Origin of the sequence: Neobacillus sp. PS3-40 (genome assembly GCF_030915485.1) — a bacterium.
Classification (GTDB): domain Bacteria; phylum Bacillota; class Bacilli; order Bacillales; family Cytobacillaceae; genus JAUZPL01.
In genome coordinates, this window is the sequence record NZ_CP133266.1 from 3298976 (window position 1) to 3316551 (window position 17576).

Here is a 17576-nt window from a genome sequence, read left to right on the forward strand (position 1 = left end):
ATTACTGTACTTATATACAAAATATATATGGGTTTTAAACGCTCCACCCTTTTTCATTATGAGAAAAGATTATTATTTTTGAGTATATTAAAAGTAATGACTTTGGAGGGATGCAAAATGAAAGTAACGGTTATCGGATCTTGGGGTGGTTACCCGAAAAAAAATGGAGCAAGCTCAGGATATTTACTTGAACATAATGGATTTCAACTCTTAATTGATTGTGGGAGTGGAGTGCTTGCGAAGCTGCAAAATATCATCCAGCCTGAGGAGCTTGATGCTGTTCTCCTATCACATTACCATCCCGATCATATCGCTGATATTGGGGTTCTTCAGCATGCAAGACTCATCCAAGGTTTTTTAGGAAAAAATTTTCCAAGTCTTGTGATTTATGGACACCATTTTGATCAAGCTGAATTTACTAAATTATCATTTAAGGAGGTAACAAAAGGGAAGGCATATATTCCAAATGAAATTCTTACAGTAGGCCCATTTCAGGTGTCTTTTTTAAAAACAAGCCATCCTGTTCCATGCTATGCCATGAGGATAGTGGCAGATGGAAAAGTGGTAGTCTATACGGCTGATAGTTCTTTTAAGGAAGAGTTTATCGAGTTTAGCAAAAATGCCGATCTATTATTATGTGAATGCAATTTTTATGGTTATCAAAACGGGAAATCATCTGGACATATGAATAGCATCGAAGCCGGGAAGCTCGCGCAGCAAGCAGCTGTTAAACAATTAATTCTAACGCACTTGCCACATTATGGCGATTTGTCTGATTTAGTTAGTGAAGCTTCTAAAGAATATTCAGGTCCGATTAGACTTGCTGTGGAGTCTTTAGCGATATCACTTTGAAAAGGAGATAAGTAAAATGTTATTTATAGACAATAAAGGGATTACTGATCCACAAATTAATTTAGCCATTGAGGAGTATGCTTTAAAAAACCTTGATATCAATGAAACGTATTTATTATTTTACATAAATAAACCATCCATTATTATCGGAAAAAATCAAAATACTATTGAAGAAATTGATACAGAATATGTTGAAAATAATGACATCGTTGTTGTTCGCCGACTTTCAGGTGGCGGGGCAGTATACCATGACCTTGGGAATTTAAATTTCAGCTTTATCACGAAAGATGATGGTGAAAGCTTTCATAACTTCCGTAAATTCACTGAACCTGTTATTAAGGCCTTGGGGAAATTAGGAGTAAATGCAGAATTAAGTGGTCGAAATGATATTTTGGCAGAAGGAAGAAAAATTTCCGGCAATGCACAATTTTCAACAAGAGGTCGGATGTTTAGTCATGGGACGCTTTTATTTGACTCAGAAGTGGATAGTATTGTTTCTGCTTTAAAGGTTAAAAAGGATAAGATTGAATCAAAAGGAATTAAATCAATCCGTAGCAGGGTTGCCAATATTTCTGAATTTCTAACAAATAAAATTGATATTGAAGAATTTCGTATGTTGTTATTACAAAATATTTTCGAAGGAACTGACGAAATTACTGAATATGTTTTGACAGAAGAAGATTGGGAGAAAATCCATCAACTTTCAAAGGAAAGATATCAGAGCTGGGAATGGAACTACGGAAAATCACCTAAATTTAATCTACAACATTCACACCGCTTCCCTGTAGGCCAAATTGATGTGAGGCTTGAAGTAAATAAAGGTATTATTGAAAATTGTAAAATTTTCGGAGATTTTTTTGGTGTTGGTGATGTTAGCGAAATTGAAGAGAAGCTTAAAAATACTCGCTATGAAAAAAGTGAAATCGAATCTGCCCTTTCAGATATTGAGATCCCACACTATTTTGGAAACGTAACCAAGGATGAATTCATCAACCTGATTTATTAATTTGCATACTGCCTTAAAAAAAGCCGTAATAGAAGGAAATGAACATGGTGCTCTGCCATGTTTTTTCTTATTGTTAAAATATAATTATAAAATAGTAACCTGTTGTTTTTATTCCCAAAAAACAGAAAATTTGCTAAAATGTATTTTTAAATGGGGTATCTGACCGAATGGAGCACTGGGAGGGCAAGACATGGAGAACATTGCAGTAGGAAAAGAATTATCTGAACTAAAAAAGGGGCTTCAAGCCGGGATGAGCATTGGCATTGGTTATTTTCCAATAGCCTTGACATTTGGGCTTCTGGCCAAGACTTCAGGCCTTTCTATTTATGAAACGATCCTCATGAGTCTACTTGTTTTTGCTGGAGCATCCCAGTACATATCCTTAAGCTTGATTGCTTTTGGAACAGGGATATTTGAAATTATCTTAACAACGTTTATTGTGAATATTCGGCACTTTCTTATGTCTACATCATTGAATGAAAAGTGTGAAGACGATCATCTTACAAATAAGCTAATTTATTCTTTCGGCATTACAGATGAAACATTTTCTGTTGCAGCGACGAAAGAAGGAACCGTCACGACTGGCTTTATGTTCGGATTGGTTTCGGTAGCGTATTCAAGTTGGGTTGTTTTTTCTGGTATTGGCCATCTGATCGGAGCAAGTCTTCCGCAAACATTACAAGAGAGTATGGGGGTAGCTCTGTATGCAATGTTTATTGGGCTTTTAGTTCCATCTATGAAAAAAAGTATGAAAGTTGTTTTTTTGGCTTCTCTTTCAGCTATTTTTAATTGTATTTTTACATTCGGAAATTTGTTGGCTCCCGGTTGGGCTATCGTTTTGGCAACCATTTTGTCTGCCGTCATTATCGAAGTTGTCGAAGTAGTTAAGAAAAGGCATAAGGGGGGTTCATTATGAGGAATGAAATTGTCTTAATGATTGTTGGTATGGGCTTGGTTACCTATATTCCCCGAATGCTACCATTTGTTCTTTTTAAAGGGAAAGAACTACCACCTTTTATCCAAGGCATTTTAAAAAATGTTCCATATGCTACACTGGGCGCTTTAATTTTCCCAGGTATTTTATTAATCCAAAAGGGGGATATTTGGTACGGTATAGTAGGAGCTGCAACTGCATTTATTACCGCCTTCCTGGGCGCAAATGTCATCGTTGTTGTTCTTGGATCTATTGCTGCTCTTGCAGTCTACTCCTATTTAATGTAAGTTGGTCAATTGGCCGACTTTTTTTGCTTATAAGAAAGCATCTTTGTTAACGCACTGAAGTAAGTAACTATCGTTGATAAATAAGCAGCCCAATCGCGTAAGTGCAACAAGGCAATCGCCGGCGCGAGCAGCCCAGTTCCTCAAACGACTGTCGGGGCTAAACAGGGTGCTTGAACTTTTCTTAATAGCAAAATTTCTAGTTTCTGTTCTAAATACTTACTTTTTAACTAAACTAAGTATAGAGAGAGGCTGTACATAAAGGAGGACAAAATATGGCTCGGAAAATAGGAATTTATGCTGTTTTGGCCTATGTGATATATGCATTATTTTTTTATTGGTATTTATTCTATTTTGCTGATATGAAGCTCCCATTTGAATATCAAGGTACAAAGGCGGACCCAGCAACGTTTTTAAATGGCAGGGAGCTTATGCTAAGTGAGGAGTATTCAAAGATAAGGAACCTATTATTTTTCATATCCACACCGTTCGAATGGCTTTTTTATTTTCTTATTTTATTGTTTGGCCTTTCAAAGGCATTCAAACGTTGGTCTGAAAGCTCATCAAAATACAAATTAGGTCAGACTGCTATCTACCTAATTTGGCTCTCGTTCTTTTCCTTTCTTGCCACATTTCCAATAAGCTATATAGGATATTCCCTATCCAAGACATATAACATTTCCACGCAAACATTTCCGTCATGGATGAAGGACGAATTGATTGATTTTTGGCTTAATTATGGAACTATGCTACTCATTGTTTCAGTTTTATATTGGTTGATGAAAAAGAGTAATAAACGCTGGTGGCTGTATGCATGGCTACTATCTATTCCATTTACCTTATTCATGACGTTTCTTCAGCCTGTTGTCATTGATCCGCTATACAATGATTTTTATCCATTAAAAAACAAGGTATTGGAAACGGAAATTTTAACAATGGCCAACAAGGCGCATATTCCTGCGAAGCATGTGTTTGAAGTTAATATGGCAGAAAAAACGAATTCCTTAAATGCCTATGTGACGGGTATTGGATCTAATGCGAGAATTGTTCTCTGGGATACCACATTAAATCGACTATCAGATAAGCAAATTTTATTCATAATGGCCCATGAAATGTGTCATTATGTTGAGAAGCATATATATTTTGGAATAGCAGGGTATTTACTATTATCGTTACTTGGTTTTTATATTACCTCTAGGCTCATGGATTGGATGATCAAGAAGTGGGGGAAAGAGCTGAAAATACCAGAAATGAAGGATATTCGATCAGTGCCGTTGTTCCTTATGATTATTTCTATGCTAATGTTTGCTGTAAGCCCATTAACAAATCTTGGCTCACGATATGAAGAAACAAGGGCTGATCGATATGCGATTAATTTAACAAAAAATCCTAAAGAAGCCATCACATCTTTTCAAGAACTGACCCGTTCAGGATTAAGCCAAGTAAATCCACCATTGCTTGTGAAAATTTTTCGGTACGATCATCCGACGATGCTTGACCGTATTTCGATGCTTGAGGAATATGAAGTAAAGCACCGCACTCAATTGAATAAATGACTCATAATTGGGTCAAAGACATATCCATCATGTCTTTGGCCTTTTAATCTTTCATTTGAAGTCTATGTTAATACGATATAATTTCCTTTACGAAAAAAAAAACCGTCCACTGGACGGTAAATGGGAGGTTTGTTATGTCCCAAATTGCTTGTTAAGTTTGTTCAGTTGCCCGGATAAACTCAGAAACCCTTGTTTATCCCGTTGATCAAGAGCCTCATCGATTTTCTTTACTAACTTTTGCTTTTCCGTCGTTAATTGAATTTCTAACAATAATATTTCAATATATAGATCCTGGACAAAATTCTTCTTCTCTTGACTGCTGTTCATGGCGCTTAACTTCATTAGTTCAGTGTATGATTTTTCATTCATGAAAATCACCTCTGCTGCTTTTTTATATTATATGGAGTTTTTCTAATAAAATCAATAAATATTTAAAATTTTCTGATAAAATTTACAAAGTGATAAATTTTGGAATAAAAGTGATATAATGGACAAAAAGGCTTGGGGGGTTGAAAAATTGAATAAAAACCAGATAGAAGAATATGAAATAAGTCCATATACAATGTATATTAGGCCCTTGCTATATGGCAGCAAATTGTATTCGCAAATAATTGAAGTAGAGGATGAGTTTACATCACCCTTTAAGCCGATTGAAATTATCAAAAAGAGTTGTGAATACTTTTCGAGCAGCTTTGAAGGCAGAAAAAATGGAACTAAGCAATTAATTGGTATTACTCACAAAGTGCCTATTGCAATTGATCCAACAAATTTTATTTATTTCTTTCCAACTACATCACCTAGTCGCTCAGAGTGTATATGGGTTTCCCATGAACATGTGTTGAATTATCGCAGAGTTGCTTCAGATCAAACAGAAGTCACATTTCAAAACAAACAATCCTACAACTTTCAAATTTCGTATAGTTCATTTGAGAACCAACTATTAAGAACAGCTTTATTAAGAACAAAACTGATGCAACGAATTGGGCAGACAGAGAGGAAATCCTTCTATTTAATGAGCAGGCCTAAATTGATGGAAGCCTCGGAAAAGACTCATGAATATGGGCAAAACCCTTCTTCTAAGCAATAGATTATTCTTGACGGGACCGGTGTTCTTTTGAAAAATAAAACTCCATTAATTCTTGAACTTTATTTCGAATACGTGGATTAAAGTAATTATGGTATTCTTCATACCCTTTATATAAAAACAAATACATCGTAAAGGCATCGTCCCGTTTTGTTTGAGTGACTTGAAGCTTATTTCTCTTCATATATTGCTTAGCAACAGCTAATTCCCTCTGAATGATCTTCATTGTTTCCTCAATTAGGTCCGTATAAGGCTTTTTTAATTTAAATGGGCTATTTTCCACAACCACAAGGTCACGGTTCAAAACAATTAATACCATAGGTAAGTAAATAGCTTTCTCCATGATATTCCGGTCTTCTTCTGGAATTCTAGTCATTAGCGTAAACGAACTCCTTTGATTAAAATAGAACTTATGTTCGTAAATATAATACAGAAAAAAGGAAGAAAAGGCAATGTTTTTCTAAGCTTTCTCAAATCCAAGAAAGTTCTCTAAAAGAGAAGGGAATTTACTTCGAATGACGAAATAATATATATATGAAGGACTATGAGAGGTGGGATTGGATGGAAGTGAAAAGAGGCATTGGGGCCAAGGATTTATATCAACTGAAATCAGTTGCGGATCCACAAATATCTCCAGGAGGAAATACATTTGTATATGTCCAAACGGTAATTGATAAGGAATCTAACGAATATTATTCCCATATTTTTTATTCTAGTTTAAATAATTGTGATAAACCTGTTCAATGGACATTTGGCCAGAGTAAAAACAGTTCACCTAGATGGTCACCAGATGGAACAAAGCTTGCATTTGCATCGAATCGAAGTGGCAAAAATCAAATTTATCTATTAGACCTTCAAGGTGGGGAAGCGAGGCAGATTACTTTCCTGCAAAATGGCGCTAGTAATCCGGTTTGGTCACCTGATGGTAAAAGAATAGCTTTTAACACCACTTTAAATACAGGAATAACAGTGTTTGATAAGGTAGAAGAAACAAAGGTGGATAACCTTTTACCACTTGAAGTAACCAGAATGAAATATAAATTAAATTCAGATGGGTTCTGGAAAGGAACCTATAACCAAATTGCTGTAGTGGATGTGAACAGTAGAGAGCTAATCCAACTGACCGAAGGAGATAATGATTATTATCTATATTCATGGTCACCAAATGGAGAAAATATTGCCATTGGAGCAGATTTAACCAAAGATATAGATCACTCATTTTCACTTGATGTATACCTTTTGAATGTTGAAACGAAGGTGTTATCCCGCGTAACGGATTCGGGGTATTTTGGAAATGTTACATGGTCACCTGATGGGAAATATCTTGGAATGCTAGGTCATAAGCAAGAATATTACAATGCTACATTGACGAAAATTTGGCTTTATCAATTAGATAAAAAGGAATTACATTGTTTTACAGAAAACTGGGAAGTATCTATTGGTGATTATTCAATTGGTGATTTCCAACAGGGTGCTAAAACCCCAGGAATTCTGTGGACATATGATAGTAAAGGTTTTTATTTTTTAGCAACAGACAATGGAAATACAGATGTGTATTATGGAAATTTAAATGGAGCAATAGAACCAGTTCTGAACGAGGAGCAACATGTATATGGGCTCACTCTTGATAAGGAAAGTGGCAGGATAATTGCAGCCATTAGTATGCCAACAGAAATAGGTGACTTTTATTTGTTGTCATCAGATAATGGGAATTTAGACCGGCTTACAAATGTTAATCAAGAGTATTTAAAGAAAATTAGTTTGTCAAAACCGGAAGCAATTGAATTCACAGGTGCTAATGGTTGGAGAATACATGGCTGGCTAATGAAACCTATTGGATTTGAAAAGGGCAAGAAATATCCATTGGTTTTTGAGATACATGGTGGACCACATATGATGTATGGAAATACATATATGAATGAATTCCAAATTCTGGCTGCACAGGGATATGTGGTCTTATACGTTAATCCAAGAGGTAGCCATGGTTATGGTCAGGAATTCGTGAACTCCGTTAGAGGAGATTATGGTGGAAATGATTATCAGGATTTAATGCTTGCTGTTGATTATGTTTTAGAAAACATTGATTTTATTGATGAAAAAAGGCTTGGAGTAACAGGAGGAAGCTATGGTGGCTTTATGACAAACTGGATTGTGGGACAGACAAACCGGTTTAAAGCAGCTGTAACCCAGCGTTCCATTTCAAATTGGATCAGTTTTTATGGCGTCAGTGATATTGGCTATTATTTCACTGAATGGCAGATTGAATCCGATTTAAATGATATTCAAAAATTATGGAAACATTCTCCACTTGCATACACCAAAAATGTTGAGACGCCTCTGTTAATTTTACACAGTGAAAAGGACTATCGATGCCCCATTGAGCAAGCAGAGCAACTATTTATTTCGTTAAAAAGATTAGGGAAAAAGACAAAATTCATTCGCTTTCCTGAAGAAAACCATGAATTATCAAGAAGTGGGAAACCAGAACTTCGTGTAGCACGTTTGGATTATATCGTCGACTGGTTTAATGAATATCTAAAATAATTATCCCAAAACCGCTAAAAGCTAGCGGTTTTTTGTTTGGATTAGATGGTATCTCGTGTCTAGGTTCCAACCAGATGAAAGAAACAACAATACTTAAAAATCTTCTGAAAACTATTTCCATACTTGGGTTTGGTAAAAGTTCCTGAATGTTTTTTTGCGGAATTGAAGCTTGAGGGAAGGGGAAATTAATAAAAGAAGAAACTAAATTTTATAAAATACTGTCTAATATAAGTAAAATAAAAGATGGATGGATGATCGAAAATGAGATATGAAAGAAATCATAAACAGAAAAAAAAGAGATGGAAACCGATCTTGCTCACCTTGTTGCTACTAATTGTTGCTGTTAGTGGTTATGCTTATTATCAATATCAACAAGGGGTTTCCCAATCATTAAAAAAAGTGGATAAAAAGGATCAAATTGTGTATTCATTTGAGGGGAAGAAAGATCAATACGGTGATACCAATATCCTATTGTTAGGCAGTGACAAACGGGGAAATGAAAGGTCGAGGTCAGATACCATAATGATCGCTTCATATAATGAAAATAAGGGAACATTTAAGCTAGCTTCAATTATGAGGGATATTTATGTTGCTATACCAGGTCATGGAAAACATAAAATTAATTCTGCTTTTGCCTATGGTGGTCCAGAATTAATGAGGCAGACAATTAAAGAAAACTTTGGCGTTGATCTTCAATATTATTCAATTGTTGACTTCCAAGGGTTTGTGCAGTTGGTTGATGAAGCATTTCCAAATGGTGTAGAGGTAAATGTTGAGAAAGAAATGTCCACAAATATTGGGGTAACCTTGAAACCAGGGCTTCAAAACCTAGATGGTAAACATTTACTTGGATATGTTCGATTTCGGCATGATGCTATTGGAGATTTTGGGCGAGTACAGCGACAACAAAAGGTAATAAAACTCTTAGGTGATCAGTTGAAAAGTGTGAGAACCATACCAAAACTTCCAAAATTAATCGGTGTAGTATCTCCATATGTAAATACAAATATGAACACAACTGATATTTTGTTTATGGCAAAGGATTATTTAACCAAAGGCAAGGGAAATGTTGCTACCTTAAGAATTCCAATTGATAATAGCTTTACAGAACCCCGAATTAGTGGTGAAGGGGATATTTTGGATATCAATTTAGAAAAGAACAGACAAGCGCTTGACAAATTTATGTCTGAATAAAAAGATCGCTCTATAAGGTGGTATTTTACCAAAGGAAATGAAGGAAATTTGAATAGGCACAGGGAATACGTCCATAATGGGAGATAGGTAGGTAGGAAAAGGGTAAATGGAGGAGTTTCAATGAAGAGCGAATGGAAGAAGGAAGGTCTGGAATGGGCAAAGGCATGTGGGATTGGTTTGATTCTATTTGCTTTTATTCGAACATTTTTCTTCTCTAATTATTTGGTTGAAGGCGAATCGATGATGCCTACTCTTCAAAATGGCAATAAAGTGGTAGTAAATAAGCTGGGTTACCAAATAGAAGACCTACAGAGGTTTGATGTGATCGTTTTTCATGCAAATAAAAAAGAGGATTTTGTTAAGCGCATAATCGGGTTACCAGGAGATAAAATTGTTTACCGTAATGACCATTTATTTGTAAATGGTAAAAAGTATGAAGAACCTTTTTTGGATATTTATCGACAAAAGATTTCTGGGAGTAAGCTTACAGGTGATTTCACATTAAAAGAGATTACTGGTGAAGAAACCATTCCAAATGGAAAGCTATTTGTTCTCGGTGATAACCGTTTAGGAAGCTGGGATAGCCGCTATTTTGGATTTATTTCAGTTGATCAAGTAGTTGGTAAAGTTGATCTAAGATACTGGCCTTTGGATGAAATGGATGTTCATTTCTAAGATAAACGAAAGAGAGTGCGATTTTAATCGTACTCTTTTTTGTAGACGAATATTCAAATAGACAATTTTTGGATTTCAAAATAGAGTGGATTTCCAAACGTTTGTGCCCCTTTTGTGATAAAATAAGGAACAAAGAGTTAGTTAGGAAACGGGGGCTAAAGCATGTCATTAAGAATGTTAATTGGGCGTTCCGGTAGCGGGAAAACAGCCATCTGCCTGAATGAAATACAAAATAGGCTGATGGAAAACCCGGAAGGAGCACCGCTTATTTACATTGTTCCGGAACAAATGACATTTTTATCTGAGTATCGGCTATCAACGAATTCAGAAATTAGGGGAATGATTCGAGCCCAAGTTTACAGTTTTCCACGTCTTGCATGGCGAATTTTGCAAGAAACAGGTGGAATCAGTCGTTATCATTTAAATAGTACCGGGATTAATATGCTCATTCGAAAAATAATCGAAGACCAAAAGGAAAATTTAAAATTATTTCAACGATCAGTAGATAAAAATGGATTTATTCAGCAAGTAGAACAAATGATGGTTGAATTTAAACGGTATTGTATCCGTCCTGAGGAACTTAGCCAAGTTGGCTCGCAATCAAAGGTTTTGCAAGATAAATTGAATGATTTAGAAATTATTTATAAACATTTTGAAGAGTCAATCTTGAATAAATATATTGACTCTGAAGATTATTTTCGCCTCTTAGCTGAAAAAATTGCCTCTTCAAGCTACCTAAAAGATACAGAAATCTATATTGATGGATTTTATCATTTTACGCCTCAGGAATATAGGGTTATTGGAGAATTGATGAAGCATTGTACACGGGTAACGATTGCAATGACGACAGATGAATTATATCGAAATTCCGCTCCAGATGAACTACACCTATTCCGGATGTCAGGGACTGCGAGCCATACCATTTGTGAATTGGCACAGATGGAGGGAGTTCAGATTGAAAAACCCATTCTGTTAACAGAAACAAAGAAATGGAGCAACCTATCATTAAGGCATTTAGAAGAAAAATTTGATGCAAGGCCATTAGTTCCATTTAAAGAACAATCTGCTATTAACGTGTGCCAGGCTGTTAATCGCCGCGCAGAAATTGAAGGAATTGCAAGGGAGATCCAACAATTAGTAAGAACGAAGGGTTATCGATATCGGGATATTGCAGTCTTAATTAGAAATGGACAGAATTATCATGACATAGTTGAACCAGTTTTCTATGATCATCAAATTCCTTATTTCATCGATCAAAAACGGACAATGCTTAATCATCCTCTAATCGAATTCATTCGATCAAGTCTAGAAGTAATTAATGGTTTCTGGAGATATGAACCAATTTTTCGAGCCATTAAGACGGAATTACTATTTCCGCTTCAAGAAAATGGTACTAAGATGAGAGAAAAAACGGATAATCTTGAAAATTACGTCCTAGCATACGGGATAAAGGGAAATAAGTGGACGAAAAAGGATCGCTGGATTTTTAGAAGAATTAGAGGGCTCGAGTTTGGCTCAAATACTCAAACAGATGATGAAAAAGAAACTGAGAAGGAATTAAATGAATTACGGACTATGATTACTGCTCCAATCTTAAGGTTATCCAGGCGTTTGAAAAAAGCTGATTCAGGAAGAAAGTTTTGTGAAGCAATCTATTTGTATTTAGAAGAATTAGATATACCTTCGAAGCTTGAAAACTGGAAGATGGATGCAGAGAAAAATGGGAATCTTGTTAAAATGCGTGAGCATGAACAGGTTTGGAATGCAGTGATCGACCTTCTGGATCAATATGTCGAAATACTTGGAGAAGAATCTATTTCTGTAAAGCAATTTGCATCTATTCTAGAAGCTGGCTTCGACTCATTAAGTTTTTCACTAATCCCTCCTGCATTAGATCAAGTTCTGATTGCGGACTTGGAAAAGTCTAGATTTTCCGAAATAAAAGCCGCTTTTGTGATTGGTTTGAATGAAGGAGTATTGCCCGCAAAGATTTCAGATGATGGAATTTTAGCGGATGAGGATCGTGAAATATTAGGAACGTTAGGAATGAATGTAGCACCTAGCAGTCGAATACGTTTGCTGGATGAAAACTTTTTAGCTTATAAGGCTTTCACTACACCATCAGAAGCCTTATATATCAGCTATCCGCTTGCAAATGAAGAGGGTAAAGCACTAATTCCTTCCACATATATTAAAAGAATTAGAGAATTATTTCCAAAGAGATTCGAGCATTTTTATGTTACAGATCCAGCCGAGTTATTGGAAAATGGTCAGCTTCACTTCGTTTCTAACCCGAACACAACTTTATCTTATTTAACATCCCAGCTCCAATTGAAAAAGAAAAGCTACCCAATAAATGATTTTTGGTGGGATGTTTATAATTATTATGTAAAAGGAAATTTGAAGCACAAAGCTCAAAAGGTTCTTTCTAGTCTGTTTTATTCGAACCAGACCAAAAAATTATCAATAGAAACAGCAGATGAATTATACGGTGATACTATTCAGGCAAGTGTTTCACGAATGGAGCTTTTTAATAGTTGCCCATTTAACCATTTTATTCGTTATGGATTAAAATTGCAGGATCGGAAAATTTACCGATTAGAGGCACCAGACATCGGCGATTTGTTTCATGCCGCATTAAAGCATATTTCTGAAATTGTAAATGAACAGAATATTACGTGGGCCAATCTATCTAAAGTGCAATGCGAAAAAATGGCAAAGCAAGCAGTTGATGCCCTTGCACCAAAGCTTCTAAATGAGATCCTGTTAAGCTCAGAACGACATCATTATATTAAACGCAAATTAGAACAAATCATTACCCGAGCATCACTCGTTCTTAGTGAACATGCAAAATCGAGTGGATTTTCTCCGATTGAGTTGGAACTAGCCTTTGGACCAAATGGTAAACTGCCACCCTTATCTTTTTCTTTGAAAAAGGGCAAGAAGATGGAGTTGGTTGGAAGAATAGACCGTGTCGATAAGGCTATAGATGAGAATGGTAGTACTTTTTTACGGGTACTAGATTATAAATCAAGTGATAAAGAGTTAAATTTAAATGAAGTGTATTATGGCCTTTCACTTCAAATGTTAACGTATCTAGATATCATTATGACTTATTCAAATGAATTGGTTGAGACCAAAGCGACTCCAGCAGGAATGCTTTATTTCCATGTCCATAATCCAATGGTCAACTCTACAAAAATGCTGACAATTGAGCAAATTGAAGTAGAAATGATGAAAAAATTTAAAATGAATGGATTGTTGCTTAACGACCAAAATGTTATTCGTCTAATGGATCAATCGCTTGAATCTGGTAATTCACAAATAATTTCTGCAGGGATTAAAGTAGATGGGACTTTAACAAAAAACTCGAAAGTGGCAAGTATGGACGAATTTGAAAATTTACGTCAATACGTCCGCAATATGTATGAAAAAACGGGTAATGCCATTATCGATGGAAATGTAGAAATCTCTCCTTATAAAATGAAAGATAAAAAGAATTGTTCAATTTGTCCTTATAAGTCAATCTGCCAATTTGATGAATCAATGGAAAATAATTGTTATCGCATTCTTACCCCGCAATCGAATGAAAAGGTTTTAGAGTTAATTGGTTTGGAGGTCAATGGAAATGAGTAAGCTTACTATTCCGTCAAAACCAGAAGGCGTGTCATGGACTGGGGATCAGTGGAAAGCCATTATGGCGAGAAATAAAGATATTCTTGTTGCCGCAGCAGCAGGTTCAGGAAAAACAGCTGTTCTTGTTGAAAGAATTATTCAAAAAATCCTTTCTCCTGAACAACCGATAAATGTAGATGAACTACTAGTTGTTACCTTTACAAGTGCATCAGCTGCAGAAATGCGCCATCGTATTGGTGAAGCGCTAGAAAAGGCAATAAATCAAGATCCCGAATCACGCCATTTAAGAAAACAGCTTAGTCTTTTAAACAAAGCATCAATCTCGACACTTCATTCATTCTGCATGGAGGTTATTCGCAAATATTATTATTTAATTGATTTGGATCCAGGGTTTCGAATTGCTGATGACACGGAAGCTCAGTTGCTGAGAGATGAAGTCATGGATGAGCTATTAGAAACTGAATATGGAAAAGAAGACAATGAAGCCTTCTTCAATTTGGTAGATTCCTTTACTAGCGATCGTAGTGATGCTGCATTATGGGATATTGTGCGCCATATCTATGACTTTGCTGGGGCAAATCCTTTACCAGATCAATATTTACAATCGATCATATCCATGTACGATGTTTCATCTACTGAAAAAGTGGAGGATCTCCCGTTTATGCAGTCACTCCTTTTTGATATTGAGCTTCAATTAGAAGGGGCGCGAGAAATGATTGATAGGGCGTTGGAATTATCGAAGACTCCCGGTGGTCCAGCGCCTCGAGCAGAGAATTTTATTGATGATCTCAACATTATTGATACTCTAATGGCTGCTAAGAACGATTCTTGGACTACCCTCTACCAAGCAATGCAAACATGGTCATTTTCTAAAGCCAAAACGGTCAAAGGGGATGAATATGTTAAAGATTTAACAGAAAAGGCTCAAAAATTGCGGGATAAGGCAAAGAAAAAGACACAAGGGCTCAAAGATGAATTTTTTTCAAGAAAGCCAGAAGGCTTTTTACGCGATATGGATGAGATGTTTCCTCTTATTGAAACACTTGTTAACTTAGTGAAAGCATTTACGAAACAATTTGAAATAGTGAAGAGAGAAAAAGGGCTCGTAGACTATTCAGATTTAGAACATTTTTGCCTGGAAATATTGACTGGAAAAATGACAGAAAGTGGGGAATTTCTTCCTTCAGAAGCAGCGCTATCCTATCGTGAACTTTTTAAAGAGGTATATGTGGATGAGTACCAGGATACAAATATGGTTCAGGAAACAATTCTGAAGCTTGTTTCAAAAGATGATGAAAAAAACGGTAACCTATTCATGGTTGGTGATGTGAAGCAATCGATTTATCGTTTTCGTTTGGCTGAACCTAATTTATTTTTAGAAAAGTACAATCGCTTTACAAGTGATGGAGAATTATCGGGGTTAAGGATTGACCTGGCTCGTAATTTTAGAAGCAGGAAAGAAGTAGTCGATGGAACAAATTTTTTATTCAAACAAATTATGGGAATAAAGGTTGGGGAAATTGAATACGATGAAGCTGCTGAACTAAAAACTGGGGCCTCGTATCCTGAAGACAAGGCATACCCTGTTGAGCTTATGCTGATTGACCAGAAAACGGGAGAAAATGAAGCTGAGGAAAGAGAGGAGCAAGAGGTTGGTTCGGAGATGGGTGAAATGGATCCAACCGAGCTTGAAAAGTCGCAACTTGAAGCAAGGTTGATAGCGAATAAAATTAAAGAATTAGTTGCAAGTGGGTCTCATGTTCATAGTACAAAAACAAATTCATCAAGACCGCTAATGTATCGTGATATCGTCATTCTACTCCGTTCGATGACCTGGGCACCACAAATCATGGAGGAGTTTAAGCAACAAGGTATTCCAATTTATGCAAATTTATCGACTGGCTATTTTCAAGCAACCGAGGTTGCAATCATAATGTCTTTATTGCGTGTAATTGATAATCCATTGCAAGACATTCCATTAGCATCTGTTTTAAGGTCACCAATCGTCGGGATGGATGAAGAGGAATTAGCTAAAATACGCATTAACAACAAAAGAGGCTCCTTTTGGGATGCAGTTTCAGCATTTTGCAAAAAGAAACCTAGTGAAAATGAAGAAGCAATATATGAAAAACTTAGACCCTTTTATGATCAATTAAAAAATTGGCGTTCAATGGCAAGACGGGGATCGCTCTCTGAATTAATCTGGCAATTATATAGGGATACACTTTTTTATGATTTTGTTGGTGGTTTGCCAGGTGGAAAACAACGGCAGGCAAATTTAAGAGCATTATATGATCGAGCACGGCAATATGAAGAAACGTCATTCCGTGGACTGTTTCGCTTTTTAAGGTTCATTGAAAGAATGATTGAGAGGGGCAATGATCTTGGAGCGGCCAGAGCACTTGGGGAACAAGAGGATGTCGTGCGCTTAATGACGATTCATAGCAGTAAAGGGCTCGAATTTCCAGTTGTGTTTGTTGCAGGACTTGCGAGAACTTTCAATATGATGGATATCCGAAAGCCCTATCTGCTTGATAAGGAATATGGATTTGCAACGAAATATGTTAATGCAGAAAAAAGAATTTCTTATCCATCCTTGCCACAAATGGCCTTTAAACGAAAGAAAAAAATAGAAATGCTTGCTGAAGAGATGCGTGTTTTGTATGTGGCATTGACCAGAGCAAAAGAAAATCTATATTTAATTGGAACTTTAAAGGATGCCGAGAAGCAAATTGAACAATGGAATGGGGTTTCTACAAACCCCGAATGGCTTTTAAAGGATTATGAAAGGTCATCAGCGAACAGCTTCCTAGATTGGATTGGGCCAGCACTAATCCGTCATAGAGACTGCATTAGCTTAAAAGTTAATGAGAATAGTCCACTGATTTCTGAAGAAATCATCTGTCATCCTTCTACTTGGAAGATTGTGAAATTGAACGCTTTGGATCTGCGAAACCAAGAAATATCTCAAACCCAGGAAGAAGATCATTTCATCCAGAATGTTCAAAAGACAGAGGACGTGCCCATCCAATCGATATTCGCTGAAGAAATCAATTCTCGGCTTTCATGGAAGTATGACTTCCCAGATGCTTCAAACCATCGTTCCAAACAATCAGTATCTGAAATAAAAAGGCAACGTGAAATTTCGGATGATTATAGTGGGACAGATTTGGTGAAGAGCTTTAAGAATCCAATATTAAATCGACCACGATTCATGCAGGAAAAATCTTTGTCTCCTGCTGAACGGGGGACAGCGCTGCATTTAGTGATGCAACATGTTGATTTTTCTAAACAGATTAACGAAGAAACGATTAAGGAACAATTAACATGGATGATTGAACATGAATTGCTTACAATGGAACAAGGGCAAGTAATTGAGCCAGGACTTATTGTTCAATTTTTTCAATCTCCATTAGGCAAACGGATAGTAAATGCAAAGATTGTTAAACGAGAAGTTCCGTTTACACTTGCCTTGCCTGCGAAGGAAGTGTATATGGAGTGGAAAGATGAAGATGAACCTATTTTCATTCAAGGGGTAATTGACTGTCTATTTGAAGATGAAAATGGTCTTGTACTGGTTGATTATAAATCAGACGGCATTTCAGACCGTTTTAAAGGCGGCTTTGAACAGGCAAAACCAATCCTTGAAGAAAGATATAAAGTACAAGTCAACTTATATACAAAGGCAATTGAACAAATATGGAAAAGAAAAGTGTCAGAAAGATTTTTATTTTTCTTCGATGGAGCCCATGTATTGAAACTTGATGAAGAAAAAAAACAATGATGTAAATAGAAAAATGACATAAACCTC

At 36.1% G+C, this 17576-nt stretch carries 13 protein-coding genes; 11 read left to right on the plus strand and 2 right to left on the minus strand.

The window, feature by feature from the left end:
• Window positions 1-117 precede the first annotated feature (117 nt).
• The 5 genes from RCG20_RS16130 to RCG20_RS16150 all read left to right on the plus strand — a co-directional run bounded on the left by RCG20_RS16130 (window position 118) and on the right by RCG20_RS16150 (window position 4632).
• The gene (locus RCG20_RS16130; RefSeq protein ID WP_308181128.1) at window positions 118-852 is read left to right on the plus strand and encodes an MBL fold metallo-hydrolase; all 735 of its coding nucleotides are present in this window, start codon (window positions 118-120) and stop codon (window positions 850-852) included.
• A gap of 16 nt (window positions 853-868) precedes the next feature.
• A complete protein-coding gene (locus RCG20_RS16135; protein ID WP_308181129.1) occupies window positions 869-1858 on the plus strand; it encodes a lipoate--protein ligase in 990 nt (329 codons plus the stop codon).
• Window positions 1859-2048: 190 nt separating this feature from the next.
• Window positions 2049-2774: an AzlC family ABC transporter permease gene (locus tag RCG20_RS16140; RefSeq protein WP_308181130.1), complete on the plus strand. Its 726-nt coding sequence runs from the start codon at window positions 2049-2051 to the stop codon at window positions 2772-2774.
• A complete protein-coding gene (locus RCG20_RS16145) occupies window positions 2771-3079 on the plus strand; it encodes an AzlD domain-containing protein (protein ID WP_308181131.1) in 309 nt (102 codons plus the stop codon). Before RCG20_RS16140 ends, RCG20_RS16145 begins: the two co-directional genes overlap by 4 nt.
• Window positions 3080-3351: 272 nt before the next feature.
• The gene (locus tag RCG20_RS16150) at window positions 3352-4632 is read left to right on the plus strand and encodes a M48 family metallopeptidase (RefSeq protein WP_308181132.1); all 1281 of its coding nucleotides are present in this window, start codon (window positions 3352-3354) and stop codon (window positions 4630-4632) included.
• 132 nt (window positions 4633-4764) lie between these two features.
• Here the strand turns inward: RCG20_RS16150 and RCG20_RS16155 are convergent, their stop codons facing one another.
• Window positions 4765-5001 carry an IDEAL domain-containing protein gene (locus RCG20_RS16155; RefSeq protein WP_308181133.1) on the minus strand — a complete coding sequence of 79 codons (237 nt, stop codon included), beginning with the start codon at window positions 4999-5001 and terminating at the stop codon, window positions 4765-4767.
• A 148-nt stretch (window positions 5002-5149) separates the two neighbouring features.
• On the opposite strand from RCG20_RS16155, the gene RCG20_RS16160 reads away from it, so the two are divergent.
• Window positions 5150-5719 carry a competence protein ComK gene (locus RCG20_RS16160; protein ID WP_308181134.1) on the plus strand — a complete coding sequence of 190 codons (570 nt, stop codon included), beginning with the start codon at window positions 5150-5152 and terminating at the stop codon, window positions 5717-5719.
• 1 nt (window position 5720) lies between these two features.
• Here RCG20_RS16160 and RCG20_RS16165 read toward each other — a convergent pair whose 3' ends face one another.
• Window positions 5721-6092 (minus strand): YhjD family protein, encoded by a 372-nt coding sequence (locus RCG20_RS16165; protein ID WP_308181135.1) that lies wholly within the window; start codon window positions 6090-6092, stop codon window positions 5721-5723.
• Between the two features lie 185 nt (window positions 6093-6277).
• Here RCG20_RS16165 and RCG20_RS16170 point away from each other — a divergent pair, with 185 nt between their 5' ends.
• The 5 genes from RCG20_RS16170 to addA all read left to right on the plus strand — a co-directional run bounded on the left by RCG20_RS16170 (window position 6278) and on the right by addA (window position 17549).
• Window positions 6278-8260: a S9 family peptidase gene (locus RCG20_RS16170; RefSeq protein ID WP_308181136.1), complete on the plus strand. Its 1983-nt coding sequence runs from the start codon at window positions 6278-6280 to the stop codon at window positions 8258-8260.
• Window positions 8261-8521: 261 nt separating this feature from the next.
• On the plus strand, window positions 8522-9454 hold the full coding sequence (locus RCG20_RS16175; RefSeq protein ID WP_308181137.1) for an LCP family protein: 933 nt from the start codon (window positions 8522-8524) through the stop codon (window positions 9452-9454).
• Window positions 9455-9574: 120 nt separating this feature from the next.
• Window positions 9575-10129, plus strand: coding sequence for a signal peptidase I (lepB, locus tag RCG20_RS16180; RefSeq protein WP_308181138.1), 555 nt, complete (start codon window positions 9575-9577; stop codon window positions 10127-10129).
• A gap of 162 nt (window positions 10130-10291) precedes the next feature.
• Complete coding sequence (gene addB, locus RCG20_RS16185; protein WP_308181139.1) at window positions 10292-13765, plus strand: helicase-exonuclease AddAB subunit AddB; 3474 nt, start codon at window positions 10292-10294, stop codon at window positions 13763-13765.
• Window positions 13758-17549 carry a helicase-exonuclease AddAB subunit AddA gene (gene addA, locus RCG20_RS16190; RefSeq protein WP_308181140.1) on the plus strand — a complete coding sequence of 1264 codons (3792 nt, stop codon included), beginning with the start codon at window positions 13758-13760 and terminating at the stop codon, window positions 17547-17549. The genes addB and addA overlap by 8 nt, the downstream gene beginning before the upstream one ends.
• Window positions 17550-17576: the final 27 nt, after the last annotated feature.